Below are 19,831 nucleotides of genomic sequence, written 5' to 3'. Positions count from 1 at the left end.
CATCGGCGGCTCCGCATGTCTCGATCAGGTCAGGCGCGCTCGACGCAGAGGGCGACGCCCATGCCGCCGCCGATGCACAGGGTGGCGAGGCCCTTGCGGGCGTCGCGCCGGCCCATCTCATGCAGCAGGCTGACCAGGATGCGGGCCCCCGACGCACCGATGGGATGGCCGAGCGCGATGGCGCCGCCATTCACGTTCACCCGGCTCTCGTCCCAGCCCATCCCGGCATTGACCGCCAGCGCCTGTGCCGCGAAAGCCTCGTTCGCCTCGATCAGGTCGAGGTCGTCCACCGACCAGCCGGCCTTCTGCAAGGCCTGCTTCGAGGCCGGGATCGGCCCGGTGCCCATGATGCTGGGATCGACGCCGGCCGTCGCCCAGGAGGCGATGCGCGCCAGCGGAGTCAGCCCGCGCCGGGCGGCGTTCTCCGCCGTCATCAGCACCAGCGCGGCGGCGCCGTCATTGAGGCCGGAGGCGTTGCCGGCGGTCACCGTGCCGTCCTTGGCGAAGGCCGGGCGCAGCTTGGCCAGCGCCTCCAGCGTGGTGCCGTGCTTGGGATACTCGTCGCTGTCGACGATGGTGTCTCCCTTGCGGCCCTTGATGGCGACCGGGACGATCTCGTCCTTGAAGCGGCCGGCCTTCTGCGCGGCCTCCGCCTTCTGCTGCGAGGCAACCGCGAATTGGTCCTGCCGTTCGCGGCTCAGGTCCCAGGCGCGGGCGACATTCTCGGCGGTGGTGCCCATGTGGTAGTTGTGGAACGCCTCCCACAGCCCGTCCCGGATCATGCTGTCGAGCATCTCGGCCGTGCCCATCTTGGTGCCGTTGCGCAGATGCATGAGGTGGGGCGACAGGCTCATGTTCTCCTGGCCGCCGACCACCATCACCTCGGCGTCGCCGCAGCGGATCGCCTGCCAGCCGAGCGCCACCGAGCGCAGGCCGGAGCCGCAGACCTGATTGATGCCGAAGGCGGTCTTTTCGACCGGGATGCCGGCCTTCACCGCGGCCTGACGGGCGGGGTTCTGGCCCTGGCCGGCGGTCAGCACCTGGCCCAGCACCACCTCGGACACCTCGGCGGCGTCGGTATGGGCGCGCGACAGCGCCTCGCGGATCGCGGTGGCACCGAGTTCATGGGCGGGGACGGACGCCAGCGCGCCGTTGAAGCTGCCGATGGCGGTGCGGACCGCGCTGGCGATGACGATCTCGGTCATGGAGGACTCCTAAGAACGATGTGTCTTGCCGGAACGTTATGTCTTGCAGGAAGGAAGGCCGCCGCGTCCGTACGGTGGAGCGCGGCGGCTGGTCGGTCGCAAAGGCTCAGAAATAAAGGCCGATCAGGAAGATGGGCAGCGTGATGACCAGGGCCGTCGCGCAGTAGCCCATGATGTCGCGCACCCCCAGCCCGGCGATGGCGAGCGCCGGCAGCGCCCAGAAGGGCTGGGCCATGTTCATCCACTCCTCGCCATAGGCGATGGCCATGGCGGCCTTGCCGAGATCGACGCCGAGCTGCTGGGCGGCCGGCATGATGAAGGGACCCTGCACCACCCAATGGCCGCCGCCCGACGGGACGGCGAAGTTGATCAGGCCCGACGACAGGAAGGCGAGGACCGGGAAGGTTTCCTTGTTGGCGATGTCGACGAACAGGTTGGTGATCAGCCCGCCCAGGCCGGAATGCTCCATCATGATCTGGATGCCGGCGTAGAAGGGGAACTGCACCATGATGCCGGCGGTGCCGCGGGCGGCGTTGGCGACGGCGCGGGCATAGGCCATCGGCGTGCCGTGCAGGATCAGTCCGGCCACCAGCATGATCAGGTTGACCGTGTTGATGTTGAGGTCGAAGCCCTTGGCCTGGAAGTGCAGGAACAGGTAGCCGATGCCGAGTGCGGCGACGACGAAGCCGAGGACGCGGCTCTCCTCCAGCTTTTCAGCCGGGCTGGCGTCGGGGCCGAGGACGCGCTTGGTCGAGGGTTCCGGCTTCAGCAGGGCCGGATCGACCGCCACGACCTCATGCGGCTTCGGGTGCATCATCCAGCAGATCAGCGGCAGGACGACGATCAGCGCCAGCGTGATGCCGACATTGTAGGTGGTGAAGATGGTGTCGGAGATCGGGATCAGGCCGACCGTCTTCTCCATCGGATTGCCCTTGGTCGCGGCGACCAGCGGAACCGAGGCGGAGAAGCCGCCATGCCACGTCATGAAGCCGATATAGGCCGAGGCGATCAGCAGCCGGTAGTCCGATTTCGGGACGCGGCGGGCCACCTCGCGGGCGAACATGGCGCCGACGACGAGGCCGAAGCCCCAGTTGACGACGTTGGTAACGGCGGCGGCGAAGCAGACCAGCATGACGCCCTGGGCCGGCGTCCTGGCGATGGAGGCCACCCGGCCCATGACGTTGCGCACCGGCTCGGAGCTGGCGAGCGAATGGCCGGTGACCAGCACCAGCGCCATCTGCATCGAGAAGGCCAGCAGGTTCCAGAAGCCGTTGCCCCACATGCGCACCAGATCGACCGGACTGCTCGGCGTCAGCCACCAGGCGAAGCCGAAGGTCAGCACGGTCAGGATGATGGCGAAGATCAGCGGGTCAGGCAGATAGCGGCTGACCAGCCAGGTCAGGGCACGGGAAATCGGCGTGATCGGGTTGAAGCGGGCGCTGGTCTCCGGCGCCGGCGGGGGGGCTGTGGTGACGCTCATGGCGGGTCTCCGGCACGAGGGGGGCCGTTCCCGCGCCGCCGGCTGCACGGCCGGACGGCGCGGGGAGGACGGTTCCCCGATGCTGACGATGCATGGATGGCGACGGTCAGGCAGCGACCGGCATGGTCGGCACGGCGGACGGGACGATCAGCTCGGCCCCGGTCTGGGCCAGCACGTCGGCGACGGTGACGCCGGGCGCGACCTCCCGCAGCACCAGCCCCTTGTCCGTCGGCTCGATCACCGCCAGTTCGGTGATGATCAGGTCGACGCGCCGGACCGAGGTCAGTGGCAGTTCGCAGCGCTTGACGATCTTGGGCGTGCCCTTCGCGCTGTGCTGCATGGCGACGATCACCCGCTTGGCGCCGGAGACCAGATCCATCGCACCGCCCATGCCGGGCACCATCTTGCCGGGCACCATCCAGTTGGCAAGCCGACCCTCCTCGTCGATCTGGAGGCCGCCCAGCACGGTCACGTCCAGATGTCCGCCGCGGATCAGGCCGAAGGACATCGCGCTGTCGAAGGACGCGGCCCCCGGAACGGCACCGATCGGGCTGCCGCCGGCATCGCTCAGATCCTCGTTCTCCGCTCCCGGTTCGGGGACCGGGGCCATGCCTATGATGCCGTTCTCCGACTGGAAGAAGACGTTGACGCCGGCCGGCAGATGGGCGGCGACCATGGTTGGCAGGCCGATGCCGAGATTCACCAGGTTGCCCGGCCGCAGTTCCTGCGCGACGCGCTTGGCGATCAGGGTTTTCTCATCCATGGCGACGCTCCTTGGCGACCAGGCAGTCGACCAGCACATTCGGGGTGACGACGCTGTCGGGCGGAATGACGCCCACCGGCACGATGTCCTCGGCCTCGGCGATCACCGTTTCGGCGGCCATCGCCATCAGCGGATTGAAGTTGCGCGCCGTCAGCGCGTATTCGAGATTTCCCAGATAATCGGCCCGCTTGGCGGCGATCAGGGCGAAATCGGCCTTCAGCGCCGTTTCCAGCAGATAGACCGTGCCGTCCAGCTCGATGCGCTGTTTGCCCTCCTCGACCACCGTGCCGACGCCGGTGGGGGTCAGCACGCCACCCAGACCGAAGCCGCCGGCCCGCACCCGCTCGGCCAGCGTGCCCTGCGGCACCAGCTCGACCACGGTCTCGCCGGCGATCATCTGGCGCTGTGTCTCGGAATTGGTGCCGATGTGGCTGGCGATCACCTTGCGCACCACCTTCGCCGTGACCAGCCGGCCGATGCCCACGGTGGGGCGGGCCGTGTCGTTGGCGATGACCGTCAGGTCGCGCTTGCCCTGGCGGAGCAATTCATCGATCAGGTGGGGCGGCGTGCCGACCCCCATGAAGCCCCCGATCATCAAAACCGCGCCGTCGGGAATCATGGCGACGGCCTCTTCCAGCTTTCGCACTTTACTCATTCGACGTCTCCCTTGGACGTCGGGGTGCGACGGATCGATTTCCGCCGGCAGCCCCGCGGGCGCGGAGCCCGCCCCGGGATCCCGGACGGGGATCCTTAAGAGGTGGACCGCGCGCTCATTCTTGGTTTCATAGCGCTGCGATCGGGGAACCCGCGACATCCAGGCCATTGCCGTGGACCGTCGAAGCCAGCCGATATACCCACACTCTAGCAATGGATGTGCCAATCGCCGGCTCCGGGCCGGATGGCGGAGAAATCCAGCATATACCTGGGAGTTCGGCGAATGCTGCCGGCCGGAACCGGGAGAAAGCCGGCCCCGCCGCCCCGTCCGGTGCGCAACTTTGTGCGTGCTGCGCAAAAACTTGCGCAGCAGCCCCCTCAGGCGGGCCGTTCAGGAGATGCCGTATTCCTGTAGCTTGTAGAGCAGGGACCGGCGGCTGATCCCCAACTGCTGGGCCGTCTTCATCCGGTTGCCGTCGTTGCGGGCCAACGCCTCGGCCACCACCCGCGCCTCGAAGCGGCTGACCTGTTCACGCAGGCTGCCGGCGGCGGACGGGGCGGCAGCGCCATCACCGTCGTTTTCGGCTGCCGCCTCGCTGTCCCCGGCCTGCCCGGCGATCTGCTCCGGCAGATCCTCGGTGACGATCATGGCACCGGTGCTCATCACCACCGCACGCTCCATCGCATTGGACAGTTCGCGGATGTTGCCCGGCCAGCGGTAGGCCAGCAGGCGCTCCATCGCCTGCTCGTCGATGCCGCTGACCTCGATGCGGTTCTCGGCGGCGAAGCGTTGCAGGAAATGGCTGGCGAGCAGGCGGACATCCTCCGGGCGTTCGCGCAGCGGCACGGTCCTGAGGGTTACGACATTCAGCCGGAAATAGAGGTCTTGCCGGAACAGCCCCTGGCGGACCATCTCCTCAAGGTTGCGGTTGGTGGCGACGATGACGCGCACATCCGTGCGCACCAGTTCGGCGCCGCCGACCCGCTCGAACTCACGCTCCTGAAGCACGCGCAGCAGCTTCACCTGCAAGCTGGGGGAGATGTCGCCGATCTCGTCGAGGAACAGGGTGCCGTGCCCGGCCTGCTCGAAGCGGCCGCGGCGGCGCGCCTGCGCCCCGGTGAAGGCCCCCTTCTCGTGGCCGAAGAACTCGCTTTCCAGCAGCCCTTCCGGCACCGCGGCGCAGTTGACCTTGACGAAGGGGCCGGCATTGCGCGGGCTGTTGTAGTGGATGGCCGCCGCCACCAGCTCCTTGCCGGTCCCGCTCTCGCCGGTCACCAGTACGGTGGCGTTGCTCTTGGCGACCTTGGCGATGGTCTGGAGAAGCTCGCTCATGCGCGGGCTGGCGGTCAGGATGCGGTCGGTGCGATAGCTGCTGGACAGTTCGCGGTGCAGGGTGGCGATGTCGTCGCGCATCCGGCGCATCTGCAACGCCCGCCCGACCTGCAGCAGGATCTCCGCGATGTCGAAGGGCTTGATGACATAGTCGAATGCGCCATCCTTGATCGCTTGGACCGCGGCACCAACCTCGGCATAGGCGGTCATCAGGATCACCGCGGTGGAGCGGTCGAGCTTGCGGATTTCCGCCAGCGCCTGCAACCCGGTCATCCGCGGCATGCGGACATCCATCAGCACCACGGCATGGCGCTGTGCGGCGAAGGCGGCGACCGCCTCCACGCCGTCGGCGGCGGTGGTCACCGACAGCCCGTCGCGCGTCAGCACCGCGGCGAGCATCTCGCGGATCGCCTCGTCGTCGTCCACCACCAGGACGGCCGGCGCCGAAATGGTCTGCAGGACAGGAAACTGGGTCGTCATGCGTCAACCGCCCGGTTGTGAAGGATGGGAATCCGCAGGGTCACCGTGGTGCCGGCACCCGGCACGCTGGCGATGGCGATGGTTCCATGATGCGCGTCGACGATCCGGTGCGCCATCGCCAGCCCGAGCCCGGTCCCCTGCGGCTTGGTCGAAAAGAAGGGATCGAACACCTTGTCGAGGTTCTCCGGCGCGATTCCTTCGCCGTCGTCGCTCACCGTGATGACGGCCTCGCGGCCATCTGCCGCCATGGCGGTGGCGATGGCGATGCCTCCGGTTTCCGAGGTCGCCTGGACCGCGTTGATGATCAGGTTGAGCATGACCTGCTTCAGCGCCTCGCCGTCGGCTTCGGCCAGGGGCAGGTCGGGGGCGGGATGCAGGGCGATGCGGGCGTTCGACTTGCGCCCGGCCAGCAGGGACACCTCGCGGATCAGATCGTTCAGCTGTACCGGCAGGAAGGCCGGTGGGCGGGGCCGGCCGAATTCCAGCAGTTCAGTGACGAGGCGGTTCAGGCTGTCGACCTGCCGCACGATCAAGGGGGCATAGCGCTGCCACTCGGCGACATCGTCGGAGCTTTCAAGGAACTGCATGAAGCCGCGGATCGAGGTCAGCGGGTTGCGCACCTCGTGGGCGAGGCCGGCGACCAGCTCGCCCAGCGCCGCCAGCCGGTCGGCCCGCATGATCTGGGTGCGGAGCCGCTGCTGCTCGGTCAGATCCTTCAGCACCACCACCGCGCCGATGGCCTCGCCATGGCTGTCGCGCAGCACGCTGCTCGATACCGTGAGATGAAGCGTCTGTCTGGTCCCCGGAAAATCCAGCGCCACGCCGACATGCTGCCGGCCGGTCTTCAGCGTGTCGAGCAGCGGGCTGGCGAAGCGGCCATCCGGCTTGAACAGGGACTCATAGGGTCTGCCGATCACCTCGGCGGCGCTCACCCCGATCATCGCCTCGGCAGCCGGATTGAGTGCCGTGACCTGCCCGGCCCGATCCACGGCGATCACGCCATCGGCGATGCTGTGCAGGATGTTCTCGGTCAGGGACTTGGCATCCAGCAGGGCGCGGGCCATGGCGTTGACCTCGACCGCGATGGCGCCGACCTCGCCCGGCGGCGGCCGGATCGCGTCGCCAAGGTCGCTCCGCATGCGCAGCAGGCCGTCGATGATCTGGCGGATGTCGCGGCCGACCCCGCGCGTCAGCACCTGCGTCAGCACAAGCCCGAGCAGTATTCCGCCAAGGCTGACGGTCAGGACCGCCCGGTCCATGGCGGCGGCCTGCCGCTCCACATCGTCGGAAAGCTCATTGGCCCAGATGTAGCCGATCACGCCGCCGTCGCGGAGGATGGGCAGCATCGCGTTCAGGATGAAGCCGCGCACCTGCCGGCCGCTCTCGACGGCCTGCCTGCCGCTTTCCAGCACATGCCAGCCCGGATGCTCCGGCGGTATCGTGGTGCCGACCGTCGCGCTGTAGTCCCGGCTCGGCCCATAGGTGATGATGGCGTTGAGCGCTTTGCTGTAATAGCCGACCCCCACGCCGGGATTCGCCCCGGCAATCATGTCGGTGAAGGGGGTCAGCCGGCCCGACAGGACCCGGATGGCGGCATCGCGGTCGCCGGCCGGAACACCGGCATCGGCCAGCAAAGGGGCGAAGCCGGGGCCGAGATGAGCATCCAGCAGGCGCGTCAGACCGAAGAGCTTCTCCGACTTTTCCCGGACCAGTGCCTGCCGCCCCTCCCGCTCCAGCAGATAGCCGGTCAGCGAGATGGGGAGAACCACCACGGCGAGCGAAACCAGAAGCAGCTTGCCGCGCAGGGTGCTCGGCAGGGAACGGCGGATCCAGTCAAGGGGCCACATGGCGCCCACTCCTTTCACCCGGGCATGGCATGGAGTGCGATCAGTTCAAGCGGAATCGCTTGAAGCGTGAATCGCACGGAAAACCAAAAGGCTAGAGTCCACCCGGTTCCGCGGCCATAGCAGATTTGCGGCCGGCTGGGGAAGGAGGAACACCCGCCTTCCCCCGGTGCAGCCGCAATGCCGGCCCCGATCCGGCCATCAACCGAGGTTGACGTCGGAGAGCGAAAGCACCGTGCTGTTGTAAATGCCGAGCAGCCGGGCCTCGGTGGCGGCCACCTGACCGTCGCCGTTGGTGTCGACCACCTGGTACAGGCCGGAGCTGGTGCCGTTGTTGGCCAGAACCAGCATGCTTGCACCGGCCGACGAGTTCGTCAGCGTCCCCAGGGCCGTGCGGAAATTGGCGAGGCCGGCATCCGTCAGGCTGCCGCTGACGACCGAGGTCAGGCTCACCAGTTCGTTGGAGCCGATGTTCACGCCGTTGGTCGCAGCAGAGGCCGTCGTGAGCGAGGCATCGCCGTTCTTGTCCGCAGCGGTCCGGGCCGTACCGGTCAGCTGCACGTTGTCGGTGCCCGACTGGAAGTTCGAGACCGAGACGAAGCCGGTGTTCGCGCCCAGCGCCGAGATGTCGGTGAAGGACGAGTACACGACCGTGTCGGTGCCGCTGCCCGAAGCCAGGCTCAGGCTGTCGCCCGTGCCGGCCTGGAAGCGGATGCCCGAACCGCCGGTCACCGTGATCGCATCGGTGCCCGTGCCGCCGACCAGCGTCTCGACGTTCTGCACCGCCATCGTCACGCCGGTGTTGCCCAGCGTGATCACGTCGTTGCCGGTGCCGCCGGTCAGGGTCTCGATGCCACGCAGCAGGACCGTGTTGCCGCCATCGCCGAGGCTGACGATGTCGGAACCGGCGCCGCCGACCAGGATCTCGATCCCGCTCTCGGCCCGCATGGTGACGCCCGTATCGCCCAGGATCACCAGGTCGCTGCCGGCACCACCGATCATGGTGTCGATGCCGCGGGTGATGACGGTGTTGCCCGCCGCACCCAGGGTCACGACATCCGAGCCGGCACCGCCGACCAGGAACTCGACGCCCGAGGCCGTCATCGTCACGCCGGCCGAACCGGTGAGGACGATGTCGGTGGCAGCGCCGCCGGTCAGGCTGTCGATGCCGCTGACCGTGACCGTGTTCGGGGTGTCGCCCAGGGTGATCGCGTCGTTGCCGGTGCCGCCGGTCAGCGTCTCGATGCCGCGCAGCAGGACCGTGTTGCCGCCATCGCCAAGGCTGACGATGTCGTTGCCGGCACCGCCGACGATGATCTCGATCCCGCTCTCGGCCCGCATGGTCACGCCGGTATCGCCCAGGAACACCAGATCGCTGCCCGCACCGCCCGACAGGGTGTCGATGCCGCGGACGGTGGCGGTCGCCCCGCCCGCCCCCAGGGTGACGACATCCGAACCGGGACCGCCGACCAAGAACTCGATGCCCGAGACCGTCATCGTCACGCCGGCCGGGCCAATGAAGACGACGTCGGTGCCGGCACCGCCGGTCAGGCTGTCGATGCCGGTGACGGTGACCGTATTCGGCCTGTCGCCGAGGGTGATGACATCGATACCGGCCGCACCGATCAGGGTCTCGACACCGCGGGTCAGCAAGGTGGCGCCCGCCGCGCCGATGGTCACCATGTCGGTGGCAGCGCCGCCGACCAGAATCTCGACACCCGAACCCAGCGTCAGCGTGTTGCCGGTGTCGCCCAGGAACACGAGGTCGGTGCCGGTGCCGCCGATCAGCGTCTCGATCCCGCGGATGGTGGTGGTGTTGCCCGCCGACCCCAGGGTCAGCACGTCGGTGCCGAAGTTGCCGATCACGAAGTCCGCGCCCGAGACGGTCAGGGTCACCCCCGCCGAACCGGTGAAGATCACCTCCAGGCCCGTGCCGCCGATCAGCGTCTCGATGCCGAACGCCAGCAGCGTGCCGCCGGCGGTGCCGATGGTCACGATATCGGTGCCGGCCCCGCCGACCAATGTCTCGACACCCGTGACCACCAGCGTGTTGCCGGCCGTGCCGAGGGCGATGAGGTCACTGCCGAGGCCGCCGACGATCGTTTCGAAAAGCGAAACCGTCGAGGTGCTGCCGGTATCGCCGAGCGTCAGCACGTCGACGCCGCCGTTGCCGATCAGGGTCTCGATGCCGCGCAGCAGGATGGTGTTGCCCGCCGAACCCAGCGTCACGACATCCGTGCCGGTGCCGCCGATCAGGGTGTCGATGCCCGACGCCGAGATCGTCGATCCGCCCGAACCGAGGAAAATGAGTTCGGATGCCGTGCCACCCAGCAGGGTTTCAAGGGCATTGGCCACCAGGGTCGCCCCCAGGGTGCCGACCGCGACCACGTCGCTGCCTGCCCCACCGGTCAGCGTTTCGAGGAGCGACACGGTCAGCGTGTTGCCGCTCGAACCCAACGCGACGATGTCCAGCCCGGTCCCGCCGGTCAGCGTCTCGACCGCACCCACCAGCATGGTGGAGCCGGTGTCGCCGATGGTGACGGCATCGCTGCCCGCCCCGCCGGTCAGCGTTTCGATCGCGCGCAGCAGCAGCGTGTTGCCGCCTGAGCCCAGCGCGATGACATCCCGACCGCTGCCGCCGACCAGGATATCGAGCGCCGATGCCAGCAGAGTGCTGCCGGAACCACCCAGGAAGACCAGATCCAGCCCTTCGCCGCCGATGATGGTTTCGAGCGCGGTCGCCTGCAGCGTGATGCCGCCCGACCCGATTGTGACGGCATCGGTCGCCGCACCGCCGGTGATGGTTTCGATGGCCGACACCGTCAGCGTCGTGCCGCCGGTGCCGAGCGTCACCACATCGAGGCCTGCGCCACCCCGCAGCGTCTCAAGCTGGGCCACCACCAAGGTGCTGCCGGCGGACCCCAACATCACCACATCGAGCCCTGCCCCGCCCGACAGCGTTTCCAACTGCGACGCCAGCAGTGTGTTGCCGGCGTTGCCGAGCAGGATGCTGTCGATACCGGTGCCGCCGATGATGGTCTCGAACAGCGACACCGTCGCCGTGTTGCCGGTGTCGCCCAGCAACAGCAGATCGGTGCCGGCACTGCCGGTCAGCGTCTCGACGCCGCGCAACAGCACCGTGTTGCCGCCGTCGCCCAGCGTCACCGCGTCGCTGCCTGCCCCGCCGACCAGGATCTCCAGCCCCGACACCAGCAGCGTGTTGCCGGCCGAGCCGAGATAGACCACGTCGGTCCCGCTCGATCCGACCAGCGTCTCCAGCCCGGAGACCAGCAGCGTGTTGCCGCTGGTGCCCGACACCCGGTTCATGTCCGCCACACTGTCGAAGCCGGCGGTGGCGAGCGTCACGATGTCCAGCCCGACCCCGCCGGTCAGCGTCTCCAGCTGCGACACCAGCAGCGTGTTGCCGCCGGTGCCCAGCCCGATCACATCCAGCGCGAAGCCGCCGATCAGCGTCTCGAGGTTCGACGCCAGCATGGTCGAGCCACGGTTGCCGATGGTGATGGCGTCCAGCCCGGTGCCGCCGGTCAGCGTCTCCAGCATGCGCAGCAGCGTGGTGTTGCCGCCGTCGCTGAGCGTGACGATGTCGGAGCCGGAGTTGCCGACGAGGATCTCCAGCCCGGCGATCAGCAGGGTCGAACCGCCGCCAAGCTCGCCGACCACCGCCACGTCGCTGCCGGAACTGCCGACCAGCGTTTCCAGCAGATTGACGACGAAGGTGCCGCCGCTCTCCGACAGATGGACGACATCGCGCCCGCTGTTGCCGGTGACGGACTCGATGCCGACGATCCGCACCGTCGTCCCGCCGGTGCCCAGCATTACCACATCCAGAGCGCTGCCGCCTATCAGCGTCTCCACCGCGACGGTCGCCAAGGTGCTGCCGCCGGACCCCAGCGTCACCACGTCCAGGCCGGTCCCGCCCCACAGCGTTTCAAGCTGCGACACCGCCAACGTGTTGCCGGCGTTGCCGAGCAGGATGCTGTCGACACCGGTGCCGCCGAGAATGGTTTCGAACAGCGACACCGTCGCCGTGTTGCCGGTGTCGCCCAGCGTCACCACATCGGTGCCGCTGTTGCCGGTCAGGGTCTCGATGCCGCGCAACAGCATTGTGTTGCCGCCACCGTTCAGGGCGACAACGTCGGTGCCGGCCCCACCGATCAGGATCTCGATGCCCGATACCGTGACCGTCGAACCGGTCGAGCCGAGGAAGATCAACTCGGAGCCCGCACCACCGACAATCGTCTCCAGCAGGTCGGCAAGCAGGGTGCCGCCGGCAGACCCGATGGCGACCACGTCGGTGCCGATGCCGCCGGTCAGGGTCTCCATCGCCCGAACCAGCAGGGTGCCGCCGGCTGTGCCCAGGGTGATGGCATCGATGCCCGAACCGCCGACCAGCGTCTCGATGCCCGCGGCCGCCATGGTGATGCCGGTGTCGCCGATGGTGACGGCGTCGATGCCCAAACCGCCGGTCAGGCTTTCAAGGCCACGCACGACGACCGTGCTGCCGGCCGGCCCCAGAGTGACGATGTCGGTGCTGGCACCGCCGATCAGCATTTCCAGGCCGGACACCAGGACCGTGCCGCCGGTCGAGCCAAGGAAAATCAGCTCGGAGCCCGTGCCGCCGGCAATCGTCTCCAGCAGATTGGCAAGCAGGGTGCCGCCGGCGGAACCGAGCGTCACAACATCGGTGCCCAAACCGCCGGTGATCGTCTCCAGGCCTGAGATCTGCAGGGTGTTGCCGGCAGTGCCCAGGGCGACGACATCGGCACCATCGCCGCCGGCAATGGTCTCGACACCCGAAACGGACAGGGTGTTGCCGGCAGAACCGAGAGCCACGACGTCGGTGCCCAGTCCGCCGGTCAGCGTCTCGAGAGCGATTGCAAACAGGGTGCTGCCCGCGGTGCCCAGCGAAATCGAGTCGAGAGACGCACCGCCGACGATTGTTTCGAGAGCCGAAACCAGCAGGGTATTGCCGGTGCCGCCCAGCGTGACGATGTCGGTGCCGGCGCCACCGGCCAGCGTCTCGATACCGCGCAACAGCAGGGTGTTTCCGGCCGAGCCCAGGATAATGACATCGGTTCCGGATCCGCCGGTCAGGCTGTCGATGGCCGAGAGGGAGATGGTGGACCCGGACGTGCCGAGGACGACCAGATCGGACCCCGTGCCGCCGACGAGAGTCTCGATCAGATCGGCCAGGATCGTGTTGCCGCCGGCTCCCAATGTGACGACGTCGGTGCCTGCCGACCCTGCCAATGTCTCGATGCCAGTCACCAGCAGGGTTGTGCCGGTGGTGCCCAGGGTGACGATATCGACTCCGCTGCCGCCGCTCAAAGTCTCCAGCCGGTCGACGAGCAGGGTGCCGCCTGCGCCGCCGAGGGTGATGATGTCGGTGCCGGCCCCGCCGATGATCGTTTCGAACAGCGTGGCCAGCAGCGTGATGCCGGCCGTGCCGACGATCACCGCATCGCCGCCGTTCGACCCGGTCAGCGTTTCGAGGCGTTCGACGAGAACCGTGCTGCCGCCGCTTCCAAGCGCGATCACATCGGATGCCGACGATCCGAGAATGGTCCTGTATTGGGTGGAGACGGTCAGGGTGCTGCCGCCGTCGTCCAGGACGAGAATGTCGGCACTGAGAATGCTGACCAGGGTTTCCAGCCCGCTCAGATGAAGGGTCTGCCCCGTCGCGATGACGGTTTCGATATTGGCGACGTGAATGGTCGCCCCGCTGGTGCCGATCACGACGACATCGGTGCCGGAGCCACCGATGAGCGTTTCGATCCCGGTCGTCAGCAGGGTGTTTCCGGCGGCGCCCAGCGTCACGACGTCGGTGCCGGTCCCACCGATCAGCGTCTCGATGCCGGCCACCAGCAGGGTATTGCCGGCAGCGCTGAGCGTTACAACGTCGGTGCCGGTTCCACCCGTCAGCGTTTCGAGAGCCGAGACCAGCAGCGTGTTGCCGGCGGTGCCAAGTATCGCGACGTCGGTGTCGGCACCGCCGGTCAGCGTTTCAAGGCCTTGTACCCTCAGGGTTGAACCGGCGGCGCCCAGGATGACGACGTCGGTGCCACTGTCTCCCGTCACCGTCTCGATACCGGACACCAGCAGTGTGCTGCCGGCGGTGCCGAGCGTGACGATGTCGGTACCGACCCCACCGGTCAGCGTTTCCAGCGCCGACACCAGCAGGGTGTTGCCGCCGGTGCTCAGCGTTACGACGTCGGTGTCGGTACCACCCGTCAGCGCTTCGATGAGCGAAACCAGCAGCGTGTTGCCGCCGGCACCGAGCGTGACGATGTCGGTTGCGCTGCCGCCGGTCAGGGTCTCGATAGCGACGACACTCAGCGTGTTGCCGGCGTTGCCAAGCGTTACGATGTCGGTGCCGGCCCTGCCGGCAAGCGTTTCGAGAGCCGAGACCAGCAGCGTGTTGCCGCCGGTGCCCAGCGTCGCCACGTCTGTGCCGGCCCCACCCGTCAGCGTTTCGACAGCCGAGATCAGCATCGTGTTGCCGGCGGTGCCGAGGGTCACGAGATCGATGCCGGTGCTGCCCGTCAGCGTCTCGATGCCGGTCATCAGCGTCGTGCTTCCGGTCGAACCGAACGTCACGACATCGATTCCGGCGCCACCTGTCAGCGTATCGATTCTCGACATTAAGACAGTGTTGCCCGTTCCCGCCAGCAGGATGGAATCGAGGCCCGAGCCACCGATCAGCGTTTCGATCTGGGAAACCAGAAGAGTGGCGCCGCTGGCACTGGCCGTGACGCTATCGATGCCAGCACCACCGACGAGCGTTTCAAGCGCCGAGATCAAGACCGTGTTGCCGGCCGATCCGAAGGTCACGATGTCGGTGCCGGCTCCGCCGGTCAGCGTTTCGATGAGCGAAGTCAGCAGAGTGCTGCCACCGGCGCTCAGCGTTACAACGTCGGTGCCGGCGCCACCCGTCAGCGTTTCGATGGCGGTGATGCTCAGTGTGTTGCCGACGGTGCCAAGTGTTACAGCATCGGTGCCGGCTCCACCCGCCAGCGTTTCGAGCGCCGAGATCAGCAGTGTGTTGCCGACGGTGCCCAACGTCACGATGTCGGTGCCGGCATCGCCGGTCAACGTTTCGATGAGCGAAACCATAACCGTGTTGCCCGCGGTACCGAGCATCACGATGTCGGTGCCGGCACCGCCGGTCAGCGCTTCGACAGCCGAGACCGACATCGTGTTACCGAACGTGCCCAACATCACCACATCGGTGCCGATACCGCCGATGAGCGTCTCGATGCCTTCGACCGTCATCGATGCGCCGCCGGATGCCATCGTCACGACATCGGTGCCACTGTCCCCCGTCAGCGTTTCGACGCGGAAAACCTGAATCGTGTTGCCGCCGGTGCCGAGTTGGACGGCATCGACCCCAGACCCGCCGATGAGCGTCTCGATTCTGGACACCAGCAGAGTATTTCCCGCTGTGCCGAGCGTCACGGCATCGGTGGCAACGCTTCCGGTCAACTTCTCGACAGCCGAGATCAGCAGAGTGCTGCCACCGGTGCCGAGTGTCACGATTTCGGTGCCGGCACCGCCGGTCAGCGTCTCCAGCAGCCTTACCAACATGGTGCTGCCACCAGAGCCGAGCGTCACGACGTCGACGTTGGTCCCGCCGGTCAACGTCTCGACGGCCGAGATCAGCAGAGTGCTGCCACCGGTGCCGAGTGTCACGATGTCGGTACCGGCATCGCCGGTCAGGGTTTCCAGCAGCCTCACCAACATGGTGCTGCCACCGGAACCGACGGTGAGGACATCGGTACCGACACCGCCCGTCAGGGTTTCCAGCAGGGAAACCCGCATGGTCGCGCCGGCTGTCAGGATGGTCACGGCATCGATGCCGACACCACCGGTCAGCGTCTCCAGTTCCGCAACCCTGGTGGTGACGCCGGCCGATCCCAGGGTGATTATGTCGGTGCCGCTATTGCCGACGATGGTCGTCACCAGCGACACCGTGGTGGTGTTGCCCTGCGTCCCCAAACTCAAAGTCGATGTGCCGCCCGCGCCGCCCGCAGCGACGAATTCCACGCCCGACACCGCATACCGTACGCCATTGGAGCCGAGGAGGATGGAGTCCGTTCCCGCACCGCCGACGATGGTTTCGACGCTATAGACCGCCGTCGTATTGCCGACATCGCTCAGGAGGATGACATCGACGGCGGCACCGCCCAGCACGGTTTCCACGCCCGAGAAGAACACGGTGTTCCCTGTCGAGCCCAGGGTGAGAGTATCGATTCCAATCCCGCCGAGCAGGGTTTCCACCAGCGAGGCAATCATGGTGTTGCCCGCCGAACCCAGCGTGATGACGTCGTTTCCAGTCCCGCCGAACAGGGTTTTGAGCGACGACACCGTCATGGTGGTGCCGGCCATGTCGCCCAGCGCGATCACATTGGTGCCCGTGGTGCCGGTCAGCGTCTCCAGACCCCGCACAAGCAGCGTCGAGCCGCCGGTACCAAGTGTGACGACGTCGGTGCCGACGCCGCCGGTCAGCGTCTCCAGCCCCCGTATAAGCAGCGTCGAGCCGCCGCTGCCCAGTGTGACGATGTCGGTGCCGACGCCGCCTGTCAGCGTCTCCAGACCGCTCACAAGCAGCGTCGAGCCGCCGCTGCCCAGTGTGACGACGTCGGTGCCGACGCCGCCGGTCAACGTCTCGAGTGCAGAGGCCAGCAGCGTGTTGCCGGCGGTGCCCAGCGTCACCACGTCGGTACCGGTTCCACCCGTCAGCGTTTCGTGAGCCGAGACCAGCAGCGTGTTCCCGGCGGTGCCGAGCGTCACCACGTCGGTGCCGGCCCCGCCGGTCAGTGTTTCGACAGACGACACCAGCACGGTGTTGCCGCCGGTGCTCAGCGTTATAGCGTCGGTGTCGGCGCCACCCGTCAGCGTTTCGACGGCAGTGACACTCAGCGTGTTGCCGCCGGTGCCGAGTGTTATGACGTCGCTACCGGTGCCACCGGTCAGCGTCTCGACAGACGAGACCAGCAATGTGATGCCGCTGACGCCCAGCGTCACGATGTCGGTGCCGACCCCGCCGATAAGCGTCTCGATGCCGGCCACCAGCACGGTGTTTCCAGTGGTTCCCAGCGTCACGGCATCGGTGCCGGCGCCACCGGTCAAGGTCTCAAGGCCCTGCACGCTCAGGGTTGAGCCGGCGGTCCCCAGGGTGATGATATCGGTGCCGCCGTCTCCCGTCACCGTCTCGATATCGGACACCGATATTGTGCTGCCGGTCGTGCCCAATATGACGATATCGGTACCGGCACCGCCGATCAGGGTTTCGATGTCGGACACCAGCAGTGTGCTGCCGGCGGTCCCGAGCGTGATTAGCTCGGTGCCGACCCCGCCGGTGAGCGTTTCCAGCGCCGACACCAGCAGGGTATTGCCGCCGGTGCCCAGTGCTACAAAGTCGGTGCCGATGCCACCTGTCAGGGTCTCGACGGCGGTGACGCTCAGCGTGCTGCCGCCGGTCCTCAGCGTTACAGCATCGGTGCCGGTGCCGCCCGTCAGCGTTTCGAGAGCCGAGACCAGCAGCGTGTTGCCGGCATTGCCGAGCGTCACGATGTCGGTGCCGGCACTGCCGGTCAGCATTTCGATGAGCGAAACCAGAACCGTGTTGCCCGCGGTGCCCAGGATCAGGACGTCGGTGCCGGCACCGCCGGTCAGCGTCTCGATGGCCGAGATCGACATCGTGTTGCCAGAAGTACCCAGCGTCACGACTTCGAGGCCGATACCGCCGGTCAACGTCTCGATGCCTTCCACCGTGATCGATGCGCCACCGGATGCCACCGTCACGACATCGGTGCCGCTGTCCCCCGTCAGCGTTTCGATGCGGAAAACCTGAATCGTACTGCCGCCGGTGCCGAGGGTAACGACATCCAGACCGGCCCCGCCGGTCAACGTCTCGACATCGCTTGCCAGCACCATGTTGCCGCCGGTGCCAAGCGTCACCACGTCGGTGCCGACACCGCCGGTCAGCGTCTCCAGCAGCCTCACCACGATGGTGTTGCCGCCGGTACCCAGCGCCAACACATCGATACCGGTATTGCCCGTCACCGTTTCGACGGCCGAAACCAGCAGGCTATTGCCGGCGGTGCCCAGCGTGATGAGGTCGTTGCCGGTGCTGCCCGTCAAGGTTTCGATGTCGGACACCGACACCGTGCCTCCGTTGGAACCGAAGGTCACGACATCGATGCCGGTTCCACCGATCAGCCCATTGATTCTCGACAGCAGGATGGTGTTGCCCGCTCCCGCCAGCGAGATGGTTTCGTTGCCCGAGTTACCGATCAACGTTTCGATCTGGGAAAGAAAGAGCGTTATACCAGAGGCGCTGACTGTGACGACATCGGTGCCCGCACCGCCGATCAGTGTTTCAAGCGCAGAGGTCAGGACCGTACTGCCGGCGGACCCGAAGGTTACGACGTCCGTGCCGGTGCCGCCGATGAGGCTTTCAACGGCGGTCATCAGCAGCGTGGCGCCGGCGGAGCCGATCGTCATGACATCGGTGCCGGCCCCGCCGATCAGCGTCTCGAGTCCTTGCACCTTCATCGATGAGCCGGCGGAGCCCAAGGTTATGACGTCGGTGCCGCTGTCTCCAGTCACCGTTTCGATGCGGGAGAGTTGAATCGTGTTGCCGGCGGTGCCGAAGATAACGACATCAACGCTAACCCCACCGATCAGCGTTTCGATCTCGGACAGCAGGGCCGTGTTGCCGCCGGACGCGAACGTCGCAATGTCGGTTCCGGTGCCGCCGATCAGCGTTTCAATGCGGGAGAGCTGAATCGTGTTGCCGCCGGCGCTGAGCGTCACGACATCGGTGCCGGTGCCGCCGGTCAGCGTTTCGATGCCGGTCACGCTCAGCGTGGTTCCGCCGGAACCGAAAGTTACGTAGTCGGTGCCAGTCCCACCCAGCAGCGTCTCGGCGGCCGCGAGCACGAGAGTGTTGCCCGCCGTGCCGAGCGTCACGACATCGGTGCCGCCGCCGCCGAGCACGGATTCCAGCCCCGAAACCAGAATCGTGTTGCCGGCGGTGCCCAGCGTTGCGCTGTCGCTGCCGCTACCGCCCGTCAGCGTTTCGACGCCGGTGACGCCGAAGGTCGCGCCGATGTCGCCCAGGGTGATGACGTCGGTTCCGGTGCCGCCGGTCAGCGTGTTGATCTGCGACAGCGTCAGCGTGTTGCCGGTATCGGCCAGGGTCCTGACGACCGGCGCGATGTTCCTGAGATATTTCAGGGTGCCGTTGGCGATGCCATAGAGTGCGTCGAGGTCGCCGTCGCCATCGAGATCAGCCAGCGCCGGCATCGGATAGGATTCGGTGACGAGGCCGTAGACGGCCGTCCCGGCGAGCGAGAATGTGGGGGACGATGTCGTCCCGACGTTGATGGAAACGACGTCCTTGCTCACCAGATCGAGATCGCCGTCACCGTCGAGATCGACGAGGACCGGCGCGCTGTGGCTGACGCCCGGCGTCATGCCGAAGAGGTTTGTTCCCTCCAGCGAAAAGGTGGGCACCGACGCGGTCCCGGTGTTGCGGTAGAAAAGGAGGCCGTTGAACTGGGTCCCCATCAGCAGGTCGGCGTCGCCGTCGCCATCCAGGTCGGCGAAGGTCGGGGCCGTGTAACTGTCGGTGGCGATGCCGAAGAGGTTGGTGCCCTCAAGGGAGAATGTTGGCGAGGACGATGTCCCGTTGTTGCGGAAGAACCGCGTGCCACCATCCTTGCTGCCGATGAACGCATCGAGATCGCCGTCTCCATCGATATCGACGAAGCTCGGTTTCGCGTAGGTGTTGGCGCTGGAAAGGCCGAAAAGATTCGTGCCTTGCAGGGAATAGGTCGGTGCCAGCGTCGTTCCGACATTGGCAAAATAGACCGTCTCGCCAAGCGCGTTGCCGACCAGAAGATCGAGGTCGCCGTCGCCGTCGAGGTCCTGGAACACGGGGGCGGAATAATCCCCGACATCGCTGAGGCCGAAAGAATTGGTGCCGACAAGGGTAAAGGTGGGAGTGATCACGATATTTCAGCCCCTCAAATACAAGCGCCGACA

At 67.0% G+C, this 19,831-nt stretch carries 7 protein-coding genes; all 7 read right to left on the bottom strand.

Going from position 1 to position 19,831, the window contains the following annotated elements; translation table 11 throughout:
• Window positions 1-29: 29 nt before the first annotated feature.
• Window positions 30-1,205 (bottom strand): acetyl-CoA C-acetyltransferase, encoded by a 1,176-nt coding sequence (locus ABNQ38_RS00295; RefSeq protein ID WP_377805108.1) that lies wholly within the window; start codon window positions 1,203-1,205, stop codon window positions 30-32.
• A gap of 106 nt (window positions 1,206-1,311) precedes the next feature.
• Window positions 1,312-2,685 (bottom strand): TIGR00366 family protein, encoded by a 1,374-nt coding sequence (locus tag ABNQ38_RS00290; RefSeq protein WP_377805107.1) that lies wholly within the window; start codon window positions 2,683-2,685, stop codon window positions 1,312-1,314.
• Window positions 2,686-2,791: 106 nt separating this feature from the next.
• Window positions 2,792-3,448: a 3-oxoacid CoA-transferase subunit B gene (locus ABNQ38_RS00285; protein ID WP_377805106.1), complete on the bottom strand. Its 657-nt coding sequence runs from the start codon at window positions 3,446-3,448 to the stop codon at window positions 2,792-2,794.
• The gene (locus ABNQ38_RS00280; RefSeq protein WP_109047543.1) at window positions 3,441-4,103 is read right to left on the bottom strand and encodes a CoA transferase subunit A; all 663 of its coding nucleotides are present in this window, start codon (window positions 4,101-4,103) and stop codon (window positions 3,441-3,443) included. Before ABNQ38_RS00280 ends, ABNQ38_RS00285 begins: the two co-directional genes overlap by 8 nt.
• A 390-nt stretch (window positions 4,104-4,493) precedes the next feature.
• Window positions 4,494-5,915: an acetoacetate metabolism transcriptional regulator AtoC gene (gene atoC, locus ABNQ38_RS00275; RefSeq protein WP_377805105.1), complete on the bottom strand. Its 1,422-nt coding sequence runs from the start codon at window positions 5,913-5,915 to the stop codon at window positions 4,494-4,496.
• On the bottom strand, window positions 5,912-7,762 hold the full coding sequence (gene atoS / locus ABNQ38_RS00270) for a two-component system sensor histidine kinase AtoS (protein WP_377805104.1): 1,851 nt from the start codon (window positions 7,760-7,762) through the stop codon (window positions 5,912-5,914). The genes atoC and atoS overlap by 4 nt, the downstream gene beginning before the upstream one ends.
• Before the next feature lie 198 nt (window positions 7,763-7,960).
• Window positions 7,961-19,798: an FG-GAP-like repeat-containing protein gene (locus ABNQ38_RS00265; RefSeq protein WP_377805103.1), complete on the bottom strand. Its 11,838-nt coding sequence runs from the start codon at window positions 19,796-19,798 to the stop codon at window positions 7,961-7,963.
• Window positions 19,799-19,831 lie beyond the last annotated feature (33 nt).

It is taken from the genome of Azospirillum sp. A29, from assembly GCF_042604625.1.
Taxonomy (GTDB): domain Bacteria; phylum Pseudomonadota; class Alphaproteobacteria; order Azospirillales; family Azospirillaceae; genus Azospirillum; species Azospirillum palustre.
Note: the sequence above shows the minus strand (reverse complement) of the source record. Positions and strands in the feature narration are given on the sequence as shown.

Bases quoted from the DNA above. Each gene is read 5' to 3' on its own strand.
- ABNQ38_RS00295 (WP_377805108.1), bottom strand. From the start codon at position 1,205: ATGACCGAGATCGTCATCGCCAGCGCGGTCCGCACCGCCATCGGCAGC.
- ABNQ38_RS00290 (WP_377805107.1), bottom strand. From the start codon at position 2,685: ATGAGCGTCACCACAGCCCCCCCGCCGGCGCCGGAGACCAGCGCCCGC.
- ABNQ38_RS00285 (WP_377805106.1), bottom strand. From the start codon at position 3,448: ATGGATGAGAAAACCCTGATCGCCAAGCGCGTCGCGCAGGAACTGCGG.
- ABNQ38_RS00280 (WP_109047543.1), bottom strand. From the start codon at position 4,103: ATGAGTAAAGTGCGAAAGCTGGAAGAGGCCGTCGCCATGATTCCCGAC.
- atoC (WP_377805105.1), bottom strand. From the start codon at position 5,915: ATGACGACCCAGTTTCCTGTCCTGCAGACCATTTCGGCGCCGGCCGTC.
- atoS (WP_377805104.1), bottom strand. From the start codon at position 7,762: ATGTGGCCCCTTGACTGGATCCGCCGTTCCCTGCCGAGCACCCTGCGC.